Consider the following 16,273-nt stretch of genomic DNA (forward strand, 5'->3'; position numbering starts at 1 on the left):
GGACCGTGAGGATCCGATCTCGATCGTGCGGACTGAAGGAAGAACGACGTAATGCGAACCTCCACCATGACCTTCCGGTTTGCTTGCGCCGCATCAGCAGCCGCGTTCGCCGTGGCCTTCTCCGTGCCGGCTCAGGCCGCATCGGCGTACAAGGCGCTGACCGCCGCGAAGCTGAAGAAGGTCGTCGCCGCTGTCGCATTCCCGGACAGCAGCAAGACCGAGGTGCTGGGAACTGCGCGCGCCGACGAGCTGGGCGTGGGGACGATCTGCGGTGCCGCGTTCCCTGCCGGGCAGGCCGCGTTCCACCTCGTCGAGAACGCGGACGGCTCAGACCGGGCGGTAGTCATCATCAACCAGACCGCGGGGGTGAACCCGAAGGCGTATGCGAACGAAATCAGGACCGGTACGTGCGACAGCGGAATCAAGCAGATCCGCGTGAAGGGATTGCCGGCCGGCGCCGTCGCCGTCACCAGTGGCGACAGGAGCATTCCCTACATCGCCGTTGTTCCGCGCGGCAAGGTCGTCCTCCTCGTCCGGGAGCGCGCCATCTCCGCGATGGTGAGGGACGCCGTCTCGGCCGCGGCCGCCTACGACAGCCTTGCCCTTACCTGACGAAATCCTCGGGCGTAGGACCAGCCGCTCCCGCACGGCTGCTCCGGGCGCGACCACGCCTGGAGCAGCCGTTCGCCGATGCGTCACCGATCGCGGGCGGCCTACCCGCGCGCTTTCTCCCACATCACGGTGTACGCCTCCGCTCCGTTGAGCAGATGCCGGCGCAGCAGCGTCCCGTCGGGGCCGGCCTGGTTGATCAGGTCGACGATCCAGTCCGCGTAGAGCCCGTACTGGGCGACGCCATCGGTATTCAGGTCGAACGTGCGGGACTCGTAGACGTGCTTGGCGACCCGGGTGCCGTTTGTCGCGGTGAACGGGTACGCGAGCGGGCGGGAGCCGGCGTCCAGCCGCGGCGCCGCCTGCGAACCCAGGCCGTTCACATCGGTGCCCACGCCGTACCCGGTGATCTTCGAGCCGTTGGCCAGGCTCTTGTTGGCCCGCCACTGTTCGAGGAAGGTGGGCGTGCCCTGGCCGTCGTCGCCGGCCGAGAACGCGTAGCCGGCGACGAAACCGCCGACCCCGAGCATCCGGTTGACCATGGACGGGTCGGACCAGCTGTGCACCGAGGCGACACCGGGGTATCCGGCCCGCTCAGCCATGTCGAGCACGGCGGAGGCCGCCTTCACGCTCATGTGGTCGATGTGAATGATCATGCCGCGGTCCATCATCCGCTCGATCAGGTAACGGCCGAGATCGGTGAGGCCGCGTACGTTACAGATCTTGCCGCTCGGATAGACCGGCAGGATCGCGCCGGCAGGCAGGCCGACCCCGAGTTGCAGCAGCCGGGCGAGGTCGTCGCTGACCAGGGGCTGCTCGTTGTCGGACGGGCCGGTGCAGGAGGTCGCCTGCCACCAGTGGCCGGTGGAGATCAGGTTGCCGACGTTGACCGCGGCGCCGGTGACGCCCTCGTCGAAGCGGGTGCCGCCGAACGCGTTATCGAACTTGTGCACGGGGTAGAAGCCGCTGACGCCCATGCCCGCCAGCTCGTCGAGGCCGGCGTCGATCTGGGCCCGGGTGCACTGCGGCACGTCGTTGATCTCCCGGCATCCGAAGATCTCGGAGTTCTCCACGCCGATGGTGACCGCCAGCTTGCCCTGGGCGGCGATCTGGCGCACGGCGGCCGGGGTGGTGGCCAGCCGGAACCAGCCCTTGCCGGGACCGCCGCTGCGGGCGTCCACATAGTCCTGCATCCGGCGCAGATAGGTGGCCTGGGCCCGGATCTGGTCCATCTCGTCGCAGGACGTGTGTTCCAGCGTCAGCCCGCAGATCACCCGGTTCGCGACCAGAAGCACGTTGAGCACCCGCTGCCCGGACTGCCATGCGCGTTCCAGGCTGCGGAAGTACGAGGCTTCGTGCAGCATCGTGTCGTGTTGCGGCCAGTCGTTGAAGGTGGGCCAGCCGTCCTCCGCCGAGTCGATCGGATCGGTGCCGGCGATGATCGCCTCGAGCAGGGCGCCCCAGCCGAGGGTCCCGTGCGACGGGCAACCCTGGAGCGCGACCGGGGCGCCGCCGGACGCGTACGCATCACCGCAGTGCAGTGATCCGCCGAACGCCTCGGCCGCGGTGATGTGCGCATGTGCGTCGATCCAGCCGACGAGCCTGCCGTCGGGATCCACGCCGGGAGCCGGGGTTCCGCTGACGCCAGTGGCGATGTCCGGGATCGTCGCGCACCCGTTCGCCGGGGCGAGCGCGACGGTCGAGTCGGCGTTGCCGGCGCCGAGCCCGCCGAGGTAGACGCCCAGCTGCTGGCCGGTCGCGGTGGACACGAAGCGGTAGCGGCCGTCCGCGGCGCTGACCGTCCAGTCGGCACGGTCGCCGTACGACTCGCCGGCCCACACCCAGCCGAGCACGCTCTGGTACGGCGGCTTGCCGGTGGAGTCCCGGAGCAGGTAGCGACCGAGCTGGGTGGCCTCGAACCGGAACGGCTCGGCACTCGACGCGGTGCTGGTAAAGCCGTAGCCGACCGAGGCACGCCGGACGTATCCGCGGGACGTCGATCCGTCGAACACCTGGAGCGTCGCGCACCTGCCCTCCAGGTCAGTTGCGGAGGTCCAGGCCGGAGCCGCGGTGGCGGGCGCGGGCAGCCCACCGACCATCCCCAACACCAGTAGGCCCGCGACCAGTCGGCGCAGTCTTGTCATGGAAGCTCCCTTGCTCGATCATGGCCGGGCAAGGCGAGTGTAAGAAACGTCACACCGTAGACATAGAGTTAAGATGAATTTTTCTCGGAGACTGCACCTTCCCTTGCGGGTGATCGACCGTCCAGCCCTCCGGCGTTCCGTCGAGCCTCGACGGAACGCCGGAAGTCCGGCCGGTGAGGATCGCGGGCAGTTGCCGGCGGCCGGCCCCCCGATAGTCGGAAGCCACGGTACGCCCGCCCGCTCCCGCGGCCGACCGCATCGCTCCGCATCCTCTCCGCCCACTCCAATGTGTAGGATCAGGCGCACCGCCCAGGATGGCCGGTGCGCCTTTGGTTGATCTGGTAGCGGATCTAAAACCGGACGGTCGCCACCCGGTTCGACCGAACGGCGGAGGTCGAGCCGGGTGCTCGGGGGGTCAGGTTTGCGCGTACGCGTACTGGGTCCGATACAGGTTGCCGCGGACGAGGATTTCGTCACCGCCGGCCCTGCCAAACAAAGTTGCGTACTCGCGGCGCTCGCGTTCAGCCCCGGCCAGCCGCTACCGATCGAGAGCCTGATCGACCGGGTCTGGGGGCAGAGCCCACCCCGTTCCACCCGGGACGCCCTCTACCAGTACCTGTCGCAGCTACGCGCCCTGGGTCTGACCGTGCACCGCACGGGCGCCGGCTACCTACTGGACCTGCCGGCCGAGCGGATCGACCTGCACCACTCCCGAGTCCTGGCCGGGCAGGCGCAGGCCGCCGCCCGCGACGGCGACCCGGCGGTCGCCGCCGGGCTGTACCGCCAGGCCCTGAGCCTCTGGCACGGCACCCCGCTGGCCGGCATCAGCGGCGACTGGGCGACCACGACCCGGGACACCCTCGTACGCGAGCGCCTCACCCTGCTCAGCGCGTGCTTCGACGCCGAACTCGCGCAGGGCCGCCATGCCGAGGTACTGATCGAACTGTCCACCGAGGTGGCGGCTCACCCCTTGGCGGAACGGCTCGCCGGCCAGTTGATGCTGGCGCTCTTTCGCTGCGGCCGGGCCGCCGAGGCGCTGGACTGCTACACCCGGATCCGCCGGCGGCTCGCCGACGAGCTCGGCGTGGAGCCGACACCCGCCCTCAACGCCCTGCAACAGCAGATCCTGCGGCAAGCCCCGGCCCTGCTCACCGATCCCGCCGCGAAGCGCGACACTCCGCGGCCGGCTTACCACCCACCGCGGCAGCTTCCGGCCGACATCGCCGCCTTCGCCGGCCGGCACGCCGAGCTGACCACTCTCGACACCATCATCGGTGAGGCCGCCGCCGCGCAGGCCGTGATCATCTCGGCGGTGTCCGGTACCGCCGGGGTCGGCAAGACCGCCCTGGCCGTGCACTGGGCGCACCGGATGGCCGACCGGTTTCCCGACGGGCAGCTGTACGTCAACCTCCGCGGCTTCGACCCGGCGGGTACCGCGCTGAGCCCGGACGAGGCCGTGCGCGGCTTCCTCGACGCGTACGCCGTGCCGCCGCAGCAGGTCCCGGTGAGCCTGGCCGCGCAGGCCGCCCTGTTCCGCAGTCTGCTCGCCGGCAAGCGGGTCCTGATCCTGCTGGACAACGCCCGCGACGCCGAGCAGGTCCGGCCGTTGCTACCCGGCTCGCCCGGCTGCCTGGCCCTGGTGACCAGCCGTAACCAGCTCACCGGCCTGGTCGCCGGCGAGGGCGCGCGGGCGCTCAGGCTCGACATGCTCACCGAGGCGGAGTCGTGGGCCTTGCTGGCCGGCCGGCTGGGCCGGGAGCGGGTGGTGGCCGAGCCGGCCGCGGTGGCCGACCTGATCGAACGCTGCGCGCGGCTGCCGCTGGCCCTGGCCGTGGTCGCTGCGCGGGTCGCGGTCAACCCGGACTTCTCGCTCGAGACGCTGGCCCGCGAGCTGCGCGAGGCCCGGGTCGGCTTGGACGCGCTGGGCAGCGACGACCCGGCCACGGACGTCCGGGCCGCGTTCCACGCCTCGTACCGCGTGTTGAGCCCGGCCGCCCAGCGGCTCTTCCGGCTGGTCGCGCTGCATCCCGGCCCGGAGGTGTCGATCTCCGCGGCAGCGGGCCTTGCGGGGGTCACGGCCGGCGCGGCGCGCGCCGGGTTGACCGAGCTGGCCCGGGCGCATCTGCTCACCGAACCCTCGACCGGCCGGTTCACCTGCCACGACCTGCTCCGGGCGTACGCCGGGGAGCTGGTCGCGGAACGGGACACCGAGCCGGACCGGGATGAGGCGGTACGCCGGCTGCTCGACTACTACCTGCACAGCGCGGACGCGGCGGCCCAGGCGTTGGACCCGCACCGCGACAGCGCCGGGCTGACCGGGGCCCTGCCAGGGATCGAGCCGGAGCGGTTCGCCGACCGGCAGCCGGCGCTGGCCTGGCTCGCCGTCGAGCACCCGGTGCTGGTCAGGGCGGTGGAGCTGGCTGTAGCGCGCGGGCTGGACGACTACACCTGCCGACTGGCGGCCGCCATCGCCGTCTTCCTCGACTGGCAGGGCTACTCCCCCGAACTCGCCGACACGCAGAGCTCGGCGCTGGCCGCGGCAGAACGCATCGACGACCGGACCCTGCGGGCCCGCGCGCACCGCGACCTGGCGCAGGCATACGTACGGCTGAACCGCCCGGAAGACGCGCAGGAGCACCTGCGCCAGGCATACGACCTGTTCGAAGGCGACCCGGCGGGCCAGGCCAGCGTGCTGATGAAGCTCGGCTGGCTCCGCGAGCAGCACGCCGCCCACGACGAGGCCCGCCGGTACGCCGAGTCCGCCCTCGAGCTGTACCGCCTCGCCGGTCGCCTGGCCGGCCAGGCGCACGCCTGGGGCGCGATCGGCTGGTCGTACGCGGCGGCCGGCGACTATCAGCAGGCCCTGATCCAGTGCCGGGAGGCGCTCGCGCTCAACCAGCGGATCAACAACCGGTACGGCGAGGCCAGTGCCTGGGACAGCATCGGCTTCGTGCACCACCACCTCGGCCAGTACCGCGATGCCGTGGCCTGCTACCAATCGGGGCTGAAGCTGGTCCGCGACCTCGGAGACCGGCCCGGCGAGTCGATAATCCTGGATCACCTCGGCGACACGCACCGGGCGGCCGGGGACCTGACCGCGGCCCGGCATGCCTGGGGGTCCGTGCTGGAAATCCTCGTTCCCGCCGACAGCGCGGCCGCGGCGCGCATCCGTGCCAAGTTCGATGAGGCGTTGGCACTCTCGCTGGGTGCCTAGTCATTTCCCGCCCTACGAGGGCGAGCCCGCTCCCGGTCTGACCGGGAGCGGGCTCGTTGCGTTCTGTTACCGGACCTCGCCGATCGTGACGGTGCCGCGGCCGACGACCGCGCCCTCGTCCGTGGTCAGCGCCATCTCACCGAACAGGCTGCGCCCGGTGGCCGGTACGGCCGCCGCGGTGATCGAGCCGTTGACCGGCGCGGTGGCACCGTTCGCGAGCGTGAGCACCGTGTTCGGCACGGTCATCGCACCGAGGGCCGGGCTCAGGAACATGTCCTGGTAGTCGTACTGCGTGCTGCCCGAGGGCACCGCGTAGCCGTTGATCGCGACCGTGTACGTGCCCGCCGCCGGGTTCGGGATCGACACGGACTCCTCCGAGTCGCCGTCCGCCGACTGCCCGACCGGCGCGCCACCGAAGGAGACCGTCAGGTCCAGGTCGGCCGCCGGGTCGCTGACGTTGCCGATCGCCACGTACAGGCGCTGCGCACCCGCGGGCACCTCGACCGTGTACTCCTGGTCCTCGCTGTCCGCGATGGTCGGCCGCGCGGAGAGCGCGCTGCCCAGCGTGCCGCCGACGGCGGTGAGCTTGAGCGGGCCGAAGTTGTTCTTCACCGACCAGGTGACCGGTGTCGCGGTGCCGGCCGTGACGCTGGGCAGCTCGACCTTCGCCGGTTCCACCGTCACGCCCTGCACCTTGGCGGACAGCTCATACGGGTTGTGCAGCATCGGCGAGGTCCGCCGGGACTCCACCTCGAGCTCCCAGACGCCGGGCATCGGGTTCTCGTACGCCCGCTCCTGCGGCTTGCAGGCCTTCTCGTCGGAGAAGTTGCTGTAGCAGGACAGGCTGGACGTGCTCTCGACCGGGACACCCCACGGGTTGATCGCGATCCAGCGCGTCTGCGAGCCGGTCGCGATCCCGGAGAGATCCACCTGCAGCGCGGTCGCGCCCTCCGGCACGGTGATGAAGTACGAGGTCGACGAGTTGCGGTCGACCGAACCCTCGGCGTGGATGTCGAATGCGGGCTTGGCCGGCTCGGCCCCGGTGACGACCGTGTTGAGCACCTCGAAGTCGGTGACCGTCGTCAGTGGATCGTCGACCTCGATGATCGCGCTGTTGAGGCCCGACTTCGGGGTGACCAGCACCGGCACGGTCACCGTCTTGTCCAGCGGCAGCAGGACCAGCGGCTGGACGTGGAACGCGCCCTTGTCACCGGCCACGGAGAGCCGGTGCAGCACGGAACGCTTCGCTCCCGACGTACGCGTGAGCTTGAGGTTGTAGGTCTTGAACTGACCGGCCTTGAGGCCGCCCTGGCCGGCCGCGCACCGGTTGTGGATGCCCACACCCTGGCCCGGCGTCGTGAAGCCGGCCGAGAACGGGGTGCAGACCGGCGCCGACGAGGTGTAGGTGCGGGCCTCGACCTTGCGCGCCAGCAGCGACCAGGCGCCGTTGACGTCCATCAGGCCGTTGCCCTGCGCGGCGACCGGCACGTCCTTGATCTTCTCCGCGGAGGTGTAGAGCGCCCGCCGCAGCTGGGCCGGGGTGATGCCCCGGTCGGTCGCCTTGGCGGCCGACAGCAGCAGGGCCGCGGCGCCGGCGGCCTGCGGGGACGACATCGACGTGCCGTTCGCCATCGCGTAGCCGATCGGCAGCGTGTAGCCGGCCTCCGCGACGCCCGGCTCGTTCAGCCAGGTGTTGACCGTGGAGATCGCCGAACCGGGCGCGGTCAGGTTGGGCTTGAAGCCGCCGTCCTCGCGCGGGCCACGGGAGGAGAAGTTGAAGAGCGCGTTCTCCTTCTTCACGACCGAGCCGTAGTTGGCGAGCCAGGTGTCCTTGCTGACGCTGGCCGCCACGCTGACGACATCGGAGACGACCGACGGGTCGCCGACCGTGTTCACACCCGGGCCGGAGTTGCCGGCCGAGATGAAGAACTGCACGCCGTAGTCCTTGATCAGCTTGTCGTAGAGCTCGGCGCGGGCGTTCTTGCCGTCGTTCTGCGCCGGCAGGCCGCCGATCGACACGTTGACGACGTCGACGTGCCGGTTGACGACCAGGTCGACCATGCCGGTGGTCAGCGCGGCCACGGTGCAGCCGCCGCCCCACGAGCAGGCCCGCGAGGAAACGATCTTCGCGCCGGGCGCCTGGCCGTCGAAGTTCCGGTTGCCGAGCATGTCGTTGGCCGCGGTGATGCCGGCGACGTGCGAGCCGTGCATGCCCTCGGGGATGCCGATGCTGACGAAGTCGACGGTGCCGAGACCCACCACCGACGCGTCGACGTCCTCGCGGTACTCGACGACGAACGGCATGCTCTCGACGACCGGGGTGGCCGGGTTGTCGGTGCCGAAGTGGCCGACGTCGTACTTCTCCCGGTACGGGCGCAGCACGGCGTCGTCGGTGAAGTCGCGGTTCTGGTTGGTGTCCACCCGGATGTCGTGGCTCTCCGGGTCGTAGAGGACGCCCCACACGTCGGTGGTGTCACCGTCGCGGTTGACGTCGCCCTCGGCCTCGTCGCCCGCGGTGATGGCCTCGGTGAAGCGGTTGACCTTCCAGGTGCCCGCCGGCGCCGTCCAGCTCTGGTTGCCGAACGTGAACGTCGGGCCGGTCACCTGGGTGACCATCGCCCGCCAGGAGCCGTCGCCCTCGGTCACCGGGTCGGTCGCGGTGACCCAGTCGACGATCTTGCGCTCGCCCGTCGTGGTCTTCTGCAGCGCCGGGTGGTCCAGGTCGACGCCGGAGTCCATGATGCCGATCGTGATGCCGCGCCCGTCCCAGGTCGGGTGCTTCTTCTTGAACTCGACCGAGCCGATCTCGTCCGTCGGCATGTACGGGTTCGCGGCCGGGGTGCCCGCGCCGGGGCCGGGGAGCGTGCCGCCCTGCGCGGCGCCCTTGGCGCCGCCGTGGGTGAGTTCGGGGTCCGGCAGCTGGATCTTCTCATCGAGGTCCACGGCGGACACACCGGGCAGCTTCGCGGCCTTGACCACCTTGGCGGTCGGCACCGAGGCCAGCACGTAGCCGACCTTGTCGTAGCGCTGGGTGACCGTGCCGCCGAGGCTCTTGACCTGCCCGGCGACGTCGTCCGCCTTGCCGGAATCGGTGGAGATGATCAGGGTGACGTTGCGGACACCACTGCCCTCGGCCTGGGCCAGCAGGTCGGCGTCGTGCGAGTCGAGCCCGTCGGCCGGCGCCTCCTTCGGGGTGGCGGCCTCGGCGACGGGCGCCGGGGCGGGAGAGGGCACGGCGCTCGCGGGCGTGGAGGCGCTCAGGGCCGCCGCGCCGATGGTCACGCCAGAGGCGAGCAGGGCCGTGAGGGTCCGCCGGCGCCGAGAAGATTGTTGTCTCACGTACGGGTCCTCCGAGGAGATGGGCGCCCGGGGGGTACGGGCACATCTCCGCGGATCATTGGGTTTCACACCCCTCGATGTCACTAGGCTAGGACGCTTTGTGACTAGTACGTGACATTCAATGATGTGCATGAATGAGGGACATCGACGGGAAGAAGTGCGGCGTGAGAGCCGTAGAACCGCAAGACATCCTGCATGCAAATGGGTTGATCAAGGGCCGAAGATCATTGGATGCAGACATTCCGCCCATACCCGGGCTCCGCGCGGTCCCATGCCCGGTGCCCGGAAGGTCGTGGACGGGCGATCGGGAGTGGTCAGCGAGGACTTCACGGCGGCGCAGGACGGCCGGATCAACGCCGGGAGCGAAGCACGGATCGCTCGTTGCGGGGCTGGGTCGGCCGGTTGTTGTCGGAGTATCCGTTGTACCCGGGGAAGTGCATGATGCGCAGGTGCAGCCGCCGCACGGCGGTCGCGGAAACGATTGTCGGCTGCTCAGCCACGAACCACCGGACACCTTCGGTACAGGGCGGGGTGGTGAGCGACCCGGCGAAAGTGAGGTAGCGGTCCACTCTGGCCCGCCCAACGTGGGATCGAACGGCCAGCAGATCGGTCGGCCAGACAACCGTTCCGGTGTCCCGCTCCTCGCCGGCCTCCATCGGCGCCGCGGCGGCGATCCGGTCGACGAGGGCGTTCGGTTGTCTGCCGATATTCATCAGGACGGCGACGACTGCCAGCCGGCCCGCCGAGTCCCGATGCACCAGGTGTGCCTCGAGATCCGCATGACGCCCGAGCACCGTATGCTCACTAGGGGCGTGGAAGTGGAACTGCTCCAACCGGTAGACGTCGTTGCCCACCCGAAGCACCGCACCGACCTCCGCGCCGATCGGAACCTCGATCACGTGCCCGGTGTTCTCCACGACGAGCGGAGAAGCGGGGTCGTCGAGCCGCAACGGCGCCAGCCGGGCGGACCGCGTGACGGTGAGTTCGACAGGCGACTGCGCCTGCCCCGACGCGCAGGCCTCGAAGCTGGGGTCCACCAGCCCCCAGGCCGCGGGTCCGCGAACCGGATCCGCGACGTCGTGGTTCCAGGCCTGCGCATCGGCGCCCCAGGCGGGACTTACCGCAAGCGGGCACACGACCAGCAAACCGGCGGCGAGCGCGGCGGCGAACCGAGGTGTACCGAACATGGGGACCTCCCGGGCGGTCGGATTCAGGTTCCGACCTGATGGTGAGTCGCGCCAACGGTCGGCCGGGGGCAAGCGTCATTCACACCACATCGGATGTCCTCACCCTGGGCAGATGAAAGCGGGAGTGTGACGCTGCGTCTCGGTCCATCATGGAGGCGTTCAGGCTCATGGCGATCTGGACCGAACCCCTCGAGGGAGGCCCGATCAACCGTCTTCCAGCCCCAATCGCGCGGGCGCGGCGCCGATGAGGCTTACTCGACGTGGCCGGCGCCGACCGGCGTCCGCTCCGGGGCGTACGGCCGCCCGGCCCGGTGGTGGCGCCGGCACAGCACCACGTAGCCGACCCCGGCCTCGGTGTCACCGACCACGACGGTGTCACCGTCGCGGACCATCACGCCGTTCACCACCCGGGCGTTCATCCGCGCCGGCTGGCCGCACCAGCACATCGGGTACACCTGCAGCGCCTCCACGACGTCGGCCAGCACGACCAGCCGGGCCGAACCGGGAAACTGCAGGCCACGGAAGTCCGACAGCAGGCCGAACGCGAAGACGTCGATATCGTGATCGTCCACCAGGGCGGCGAGCTGGTCGACCTGCTCCGGCGACAGGAACTGGGCCTCGTCGACGATGACGTGGTCGACGCTCGGGCCGGGCCGCAGCAGGACGAGGTCGGTGAGGTCCGCCTCCGCCCCGATTTCGAGGGCGTCGGCGGTGAGGCCGATGCGGGACGAGACTATGCCGGTGCCGGCCCGGTCGAGGCGGGTCATCAGCAGCCCACGGCGGCCACACGCGGCGTACGTGTGCCGGTACTGCAGCACCATCGTGCTCTTGCCGCTGTTCATCGCCGCATGCCGGTAGTGCAAATGGGCCACTGTGGTTCGCCGCCTCCTGCCGGGTCCGGGTACGTCGCCGCGCGCCCGGCCGGGCCCTGCGCACGCGGCACGAGACCGCGGCGCGGCAGGCGGAAGGATCGTAGCGGATTCACCGCCGGCAAGATCACTTCCCGGTCACCGTCGCGCGACGGGCCCGGTTCCGGTGGTGGGCGCCCCGAGCGACGACCGGGCCGGCAGCGGGAAGAAACGGAGGCCGTCGATGTGCGCCTGATTCTGCGGCGTTCCCGGACGGTCCGCAGCGACGCCGCCGGGCGCCGTCGATCGTCTCGGCGCCCCGGCAGGACCGCTGAGCGAGGCCCCCAAGTTGAGCACGGCAAGCGACATGATCCCGACCAGCACGATCCGCTTTCGCCGGGATCCGGGTTTCCCGGTTCGGCGCGCCTTGCGGCCGGACGGAACCGGCCGCGCCGGTTCCGGTTCGGGATCGGCCGCCGACGGGTGCCAGTCTTCGTCATCGAAGGGGAGCAGATCCAGCCCCACGTCGTCTCCGTCGTGAGCCGAACTGAACCATCGGTGCCATGCGTTCCGGGCCGGTTCCTGGGTCACGCCGCCGCCGTCGTCACCCAGAGTGGGAATTCGGTTCCCGAGCGAGTCCTCCGCGCCGCCATCAAATTCAACACGGAGAGTATCGATCTCGGTTAAAGCGGGCGTCTCGGCCCACGCCTCGCCGACTTCACCCTCACCCAGTTCAAGATGGATTTGCGGTACACACACGGGTCGCACACTCCCACTCACGACGGTGACTATAAGTGAATTAGGGAGATCGATGTCAAGGTCGCAGTACCAGTTGCGTGCATCACTTTGAGTTAGGCGATCCGAATGCCTCTCGCGCCGGCGGACGGTCCACAGAGTCCACCACCGGCCCACAAGCAGGTCCGGAACTGGCTACCCGCGCCCACCGGGACCTTCCGGCTGACAGCCCCACGGTCAACTCCCCTGGTGTCGTCGCGTAGAAGGCAGACGGATGCGGATCCGGCGGATCTGCTGCGAATGGGTCCGCTACCCGAAAGCTGGATCGCCCACCGGCGATCCGCGGCCGGGGTCGTATGCGCCTGAACGACCAGGTCGACACCGGCAGCGCCCGCGTAGCCGCGACGTCGGCCTGGATCGCCACACCTCGCACCGCATCGTCGAGTTTCCGCCGTCGCGCCGCCCGTTATGCTGCTGCTGGCTGCCGCACCGCCGCAGTCCAGGACCGCTGCTCTGTGGGGATATCGAGATGACCGACGGCTCGTCTGCCGTGGCGCTGCGGTTCGAGATCCTCGGCTCGCTCCGCGCCTACCGGGGCTCCGAACCGGTGGACCTCGGGCCGCCCAGGCAACAGGCGGTCCTCGCCATGCTGCTGCTTGACGCCGGCCGGCCCGTGCCGGTGCACCGTATCGTCGCCGCGCTCTGGAGCGGCGATCCGCCGGAGAACGGCGTCGACGTGGTGCAGCGGCATATAGGCGCGCTGCGCCGGGCCCTCGACCCGCAGCGGACCTCGCTCATCGCGCTGACCGACGCCGGGTACGTGCTCCGCGCCGACGAGAACGCCGTCGACGCCGAAGCCTTCCGCGCCGCGCTGGCGCGGACCGAACACGGGACCGACGAGATACGCCGGGCGCTCGACAGCTGGCGGGACGAGCCGCCGGCCGGCCTCACGGGGCCGGTCTTCGAGGCCGCGCGCGCCCGGCTCAACGACGAACGCGCCACCGCCTCGAACCTGCTGGCTGAACCCGCCCCCGCCCAGCCGGCCAAGGCGGAGCCCGCCTATCCCCCGCCGGTCGACCCCTGGGACGGGCACCGGCTCTTCCCGCCCGACCCGCTGTCGATGACCTGACGGCCGACAGCGAGCGCGCGTGCCTGGCGATTTGCGGCGAGCCAGGACCGGATGGGCACACCGTCGTCAGTTGATGCGGCTTGCGCGCCGGCAACGGGTCGGCACAGCGCGAAGGAGGCACGGGCGCCGCGGTGGTCCATATCAGGTCACGCGGGGATGCCCTCCCGCTTCCTCCGCCGGGTGACGAGGTATCCGAAGGCGGCGGCGGTGAAGAACATGACGATGCCGTACACGGCGGCGGGAATCGCCATCTCGGTGCTGTTGAGCAGGGCAGGGCTGACCGCGATCGTGATCGCCAGGGTGCTGTTGTGGATGCCGATCTCCATGCCGACGGCGATCGACTCGCGCCTGCCGACCCTGGCCAGCCTCGGCACGCCGTACCCGATGGCGAGGCTCGCCACGTTGAAAATCAGGACCGCGACGCCGACGGCGACGAAGTAGTCCGCGACGTTCTCGCGCTCCTTGAGCACCGTACCCACGATGACCGCGACAAGTACGACGACGGACAGGATCTTGACGGGCCGGGCCAGGCGGTCGGCGAGCCTCGGGGATCGCGCCCGCAGCACCATGCCGATGGCGACCGGCACGAGGACGATCGCGAAGACCTGCAGCACCTTGTCGAACTGCAGGCCGATGGATCCGGCGTCGTCGAGGAAGTACGCGGCCGAGAGGTTCACGACGATCGGCAGCGTGACGACCGCGAGCACCGAGTTCACGGCGGTGAGGGTCACGTTGAGCGCCACTTTTCCGCCGAAGAGGTGGCTGTACAGGTTGGCCGTCGTGCCGCCGGGCGACGCCGCGAGCAGCATCATGCCGACCGCCAGCGCGGGCCGCAGATTCAGCGCGACGACCAGCCCGAAGCAGAGCGCGGGCAGCAACAGCGCCTGGCAACCGAGCGCGATCAGGATCGGCCTGGGATAGCCCACGACGCGGCGGAAGTCGGCAACGGTCAGGGTCAGACCGAGACCAAGCATGATGATGCCGAGCGCGATGGGCAGCCCGACGGCCGTCAATGACGAGTCCATGGCGCAGCATTCTTCCCCCGCACACAGACGCGAGGAATCCTCATTTCGGCCACCGGTGCATCCACGGCCATTACCGGCGTGCGCAGTCAGAACCGTGCGGGGCGGCGGCACCGGCCCTTTTCGGAAACGACCACACGCGGGACGGCGCCGCCATCGACAGCGTGCGAACCAATCGGGGTGCGGGGTCGATAGGCTGGCAGGGTGGATGGTGTCGTCGACTACGGGCGGTTCGCGCAGCGGTTGGCCGCCTGCACTGACCGGGCCGGCCGGTGGGCGTTGTTGGCGCAGTTCGAGCGGGAGTGGGGGGTCACGCCACAGCCGTCGGAGATCTTCTCGTGGATCGACGACCTGGTCGATGAGGACCTGGAGGGTGTCGACGCCCACCTGCCGGTGCCGGCGGCGCTGGACGAATGGCTGCGGCTGCCCGCCACCTCCTACACCGACGAGCCGCACCTGTACTGGTCGTACCTGATCTATCCACCGCGGGTGGAAGAAGACGAGGACGACGACCTAGAACCGGATGATCCGATCCTGGCGGGCGCCACCGACCTGCGGATGGTGCGGTTCCTCGGTCGCGCCTTCAGCGACAGCAGGTGGGGATACCCGGCGGCGCTGGCCGGCCAGGCCGACCCGCCGGTGGTTCACAGCGACCTGAGTCCGGGCAGTGTGCAGAGCCGGTCGCTGTCGGAGTTCGTGGTCCACCTGGCGGTGATGCGCCTGCCGTGGCGGCACGGGTTCGCCATAGAGGTCCCGCAGACCACCCCGGAGTTGGACGCTGCGCTGGACGGCGCCGGGCTACCCCAGCTGGGCCTGCCCCCGTGGGAAGAGGACGGCTACTGGTCCGTGGAGGTGTACGGCGCGCCCGACGCCATCGTCTACCGGTACCCGGGCGAGGTCGTGTGGGCCGTCGGGCGTACCCGGCAGGCGCTGCGCGACCTCGCCGCCCGGATAGACCCGGGGTGGAAGCCGGAGATCACGGCGGCGCACGAACGGGACGAGCGCCACCCCAGCCTCCGGCACTGATCCGGTACGGTGCGCAGATGGCCGAGGTCGTCGACTACGGGATGTTCGCCACGTGGCTGGCCGGTTGCGACGGGCGCGGCGCACGCTGGACGTTGCTGCGACGCTTCCAGCGTGAGTGGGGCATCGACCCGGACGACGAGATGCCACCGCTGTGGTACGACACCGCGCGCCGGGCCCTCGCCGGAACCGTCCCGCCACCCGATGGCGACGACATGCTGGACGGCGTCGACCCCGCTCTGCCGGTGCCACGCGCGCTCGACGAGTGGTGGCGGCTGCCGTACAACTCTTTTCTGTACCAGCCACGGCTGTATTGGGTCCACCCGGTCTACCCACCGAAGTTCGAGGCGACGTCGCACGCGGGCCCGATACCGGCCGACGACCCGCTGCTGCACGGCACCGACGACCGGCGGGTGTGCGTGTTCATGGCCGAGTACCAGTACTGCAACGTATGGGGCTACCCCGCCGCACAGGCCGCACACGCCGACCCCGTCGCTCTGGTCACCACCGACGATGGCTGGACGGTACAGGCCGACACGCTGTCCGGGTTCTTCCTGCATCAAGCCGTGTACCGGATCCCTCGCCTACTCGGCTTCACCGCCACACTCGACGAGGCGCCGCCCGGCTTCGCCGACGCCGACCTGCCCGAGCTGGGCCTGCGACCATGGCGGCAACTGGGGTCGAACGTCACGATGTACGGCGCGCCCGACGCCATCGTCTACGTCGATGCCACGGCCGGTGGGTCCGACCAGGCGTTCACGGCGGCGGCCCGCACCGAGGAGGCGTTGAAAAACCTGACGGCCCGGCTCGGCATCGAGGCCAGCGCCTCGGTCTCACCGCCGACGTGGCGCACCTAGAAGCCGCCTCCGGCGCCGCACTGACCCTGCCCGCGGGTGTCCTCATCTATCTCGCTCTGTGGGCTGACGCCCTGTCGACCGGGGTGCTGGCGCACGTCCTGGAGCTGGGTTCCAGCGCGGAGGAACACCTGACTCAGGCCGGCGTGGTCGTGGTGTTCTCGCTTGC

Annotated in this window: 11 protein-coding genes; 5 read left to right on the forward strand and 6 right to left on the reverse strand. The window is 70.3% G+C overall.

The window, feature by feature from the left end; all coding sequences use genetic code 11:
* Window positions 1-51 precede the first annotated feature (51 nt).
* Window positions 52-612, forward strand: a complete 561-nt coding sequence (locus AB0B58_RS37740) for a hypothetical protein (protein WP_360234475.1) — start codon at window positions 52-54, stop codon at window positions 610-612.
* Between the two features lie 101 nt (window positions 613-713).
* On the opposite strand, the gene AB0B58_RS37745 is transcribed toward AB0B58_RS37740, so the two are convergent.
* Complete coding sequence (locus AB0B58_RS37745) at window positions 714-2,753, reverse strand: hypothetical protein (RefSeq protein WP_360234478.1); 2,040 nt, start codon at window positions 2,751-2,753, stop codon at window positions 714-716.
* A 421-nt stretch (window positions 2,754-3,174) separates the two neighbouring features.
* On the opposite strand from AB0B58_RS37745, the gene AB0B58_RS37750 reads away from it, so the two are divergent.
* On the forward strand, window positions 3,175-5,967 hold the full coding sequence (locus AB0B58_RS37750; RefSeq protein WP_360234481.1) for a BTAD domain-containing putative transcriptional regulator: 2,793 nt from the start codon (window positions 3,175-3,177) through the stop codon (window positions 5,965-5,967).
* A 66-nt stretch (window positions 5,968-6,033) separates the two neighbouring features.
* On the opposite strand, the gene AB0B58_RS37755 is transcribed toward AB0B58_RS37750, so the two are convergent.
* The 4 genes from AB0B58_RS37755 to AB0B58_RS37770 form a co-directional block, all read right to left on the reverse strand.
* Window positions 6,034-9,306 carry a S8 family serine peptidase gene (locus AB0B58_RS37755; protein ID WP_360234484.1) on the reverse strand — a complete coding sequence of 1,091 codons (3,273 nt, stop codon included), beginning with the start codon at window positions 9,304-9,306 and terminating at the stop codon, window positions 6,034-6,036.
* Between the two features lie 350 nt (window positions 9,307-9,656).
* The gene (locus AB0B58_RS37760; protein WP_360234487.1) at window positions 9,657-10,565 is read right to left on the reverse strand and encodes a carbonic anhydrase family protein; all 909 of its coding nucleotides are present in this window, start codon (window positions 10,563-10,565) and stop codon (window positions 9,657-9,659) included.
* Window positions 10,566-10,744: 179 nt separating this feature from the next.
* Entirely contained in the window at window positions 10,745-11,365 is a 621-nt protein-coding gene (locus AB0B58_RS37765; RefSeq protein ID WP_360234490.1) for a thymidine kinase, read from the reverse strand.
* 135 nt (window positions 11,366-11,500) lie between these two features.
* Window positions 11,501-12,121, reverse strand: a complete 621-nt coding sequence (locus AB0B58_RS37770; protein ID WP_360234492.1) for a hypothetical protein — start codon at window positions 12,119-12,121, stop codon at window positions 11,501-11,503.
* A 484-nt stretch (window positions 12,122-12,605) separates the two neighbouring features.
* Between AB0B58_RS37770 and AB0B58_RS37775 the strand changes: the two genes are divergently transcribed.
* Window positions 12,606-13,205, forward strand: coding sequence for a winged helix-turn-helix domain-containing protein (locus AB0B58_RS37775; RefSeq protein ID WP_360234495.1), 600 nt, complete (start codon window positions 12,606-12,608; stop codon window positions 13,203-13,205).
* A 146-nt stretch (window positions 13,206-13,351) separates the two neighbouring features.
* On the opposite strand, the gene AB0B58_RS37780 is transcribed toward AB0B58_RS37775, so the two are convergent.
* Window positions 13,352-14,230 (reverse strand): bile acid:sodium symporter family protein, encoded by an 879-nt coding sequence (locus tag AB0B58_RS37780; RefSeq protein ID WP_360234498.1) that lies wholly within the window; start codon window positions 14,228-14,230, stop codon window positions 13,352-13,354.
* A 201-nt stretch (window positions 14,231-14,431) separates the two neighbouring features.
* Here AB0B58_RS37780 and AB0B58_RS37785 point away from each other — a divergent pair, with 201 nt between their 5' ends.
* The gene (locus AB0B58_RS37785) at window positions 14,432-15,253 is read left to right on the forward strand and encodes a hypothetical protein (RefSeq protein WP_360234501.1); all 822 of its coding nucleotides are present in this window, start codon (window positions 14,432-14,434) and stop codon (window positions 15,251-15,253) included.
* A 17-nt stretch (window positions 15,254-15,270) separates the two neighbouring features.
* A complete protein-coding gene (locus AB0B58_RS37790) occupies window positions 15,271-16,107 on the forward strand; it encodes a hypothetical protein (protein ID WP_360234504.1) in 837 nt (278 codons plus the stop codon).
* The last annotated feature ends 166 nt before the right edge of the window (window positions 16,108-16,273 follow it).

Source organism: Actinoplanes sp. NPDC049118 (genome assembly GCF_040648555.1).
Classification (GTDB): domain Bacteria; phylum Actinomycetota; class Actinomycetes; order Mycobacteriales; family Micromonosporaceae; genus Actinoplanes.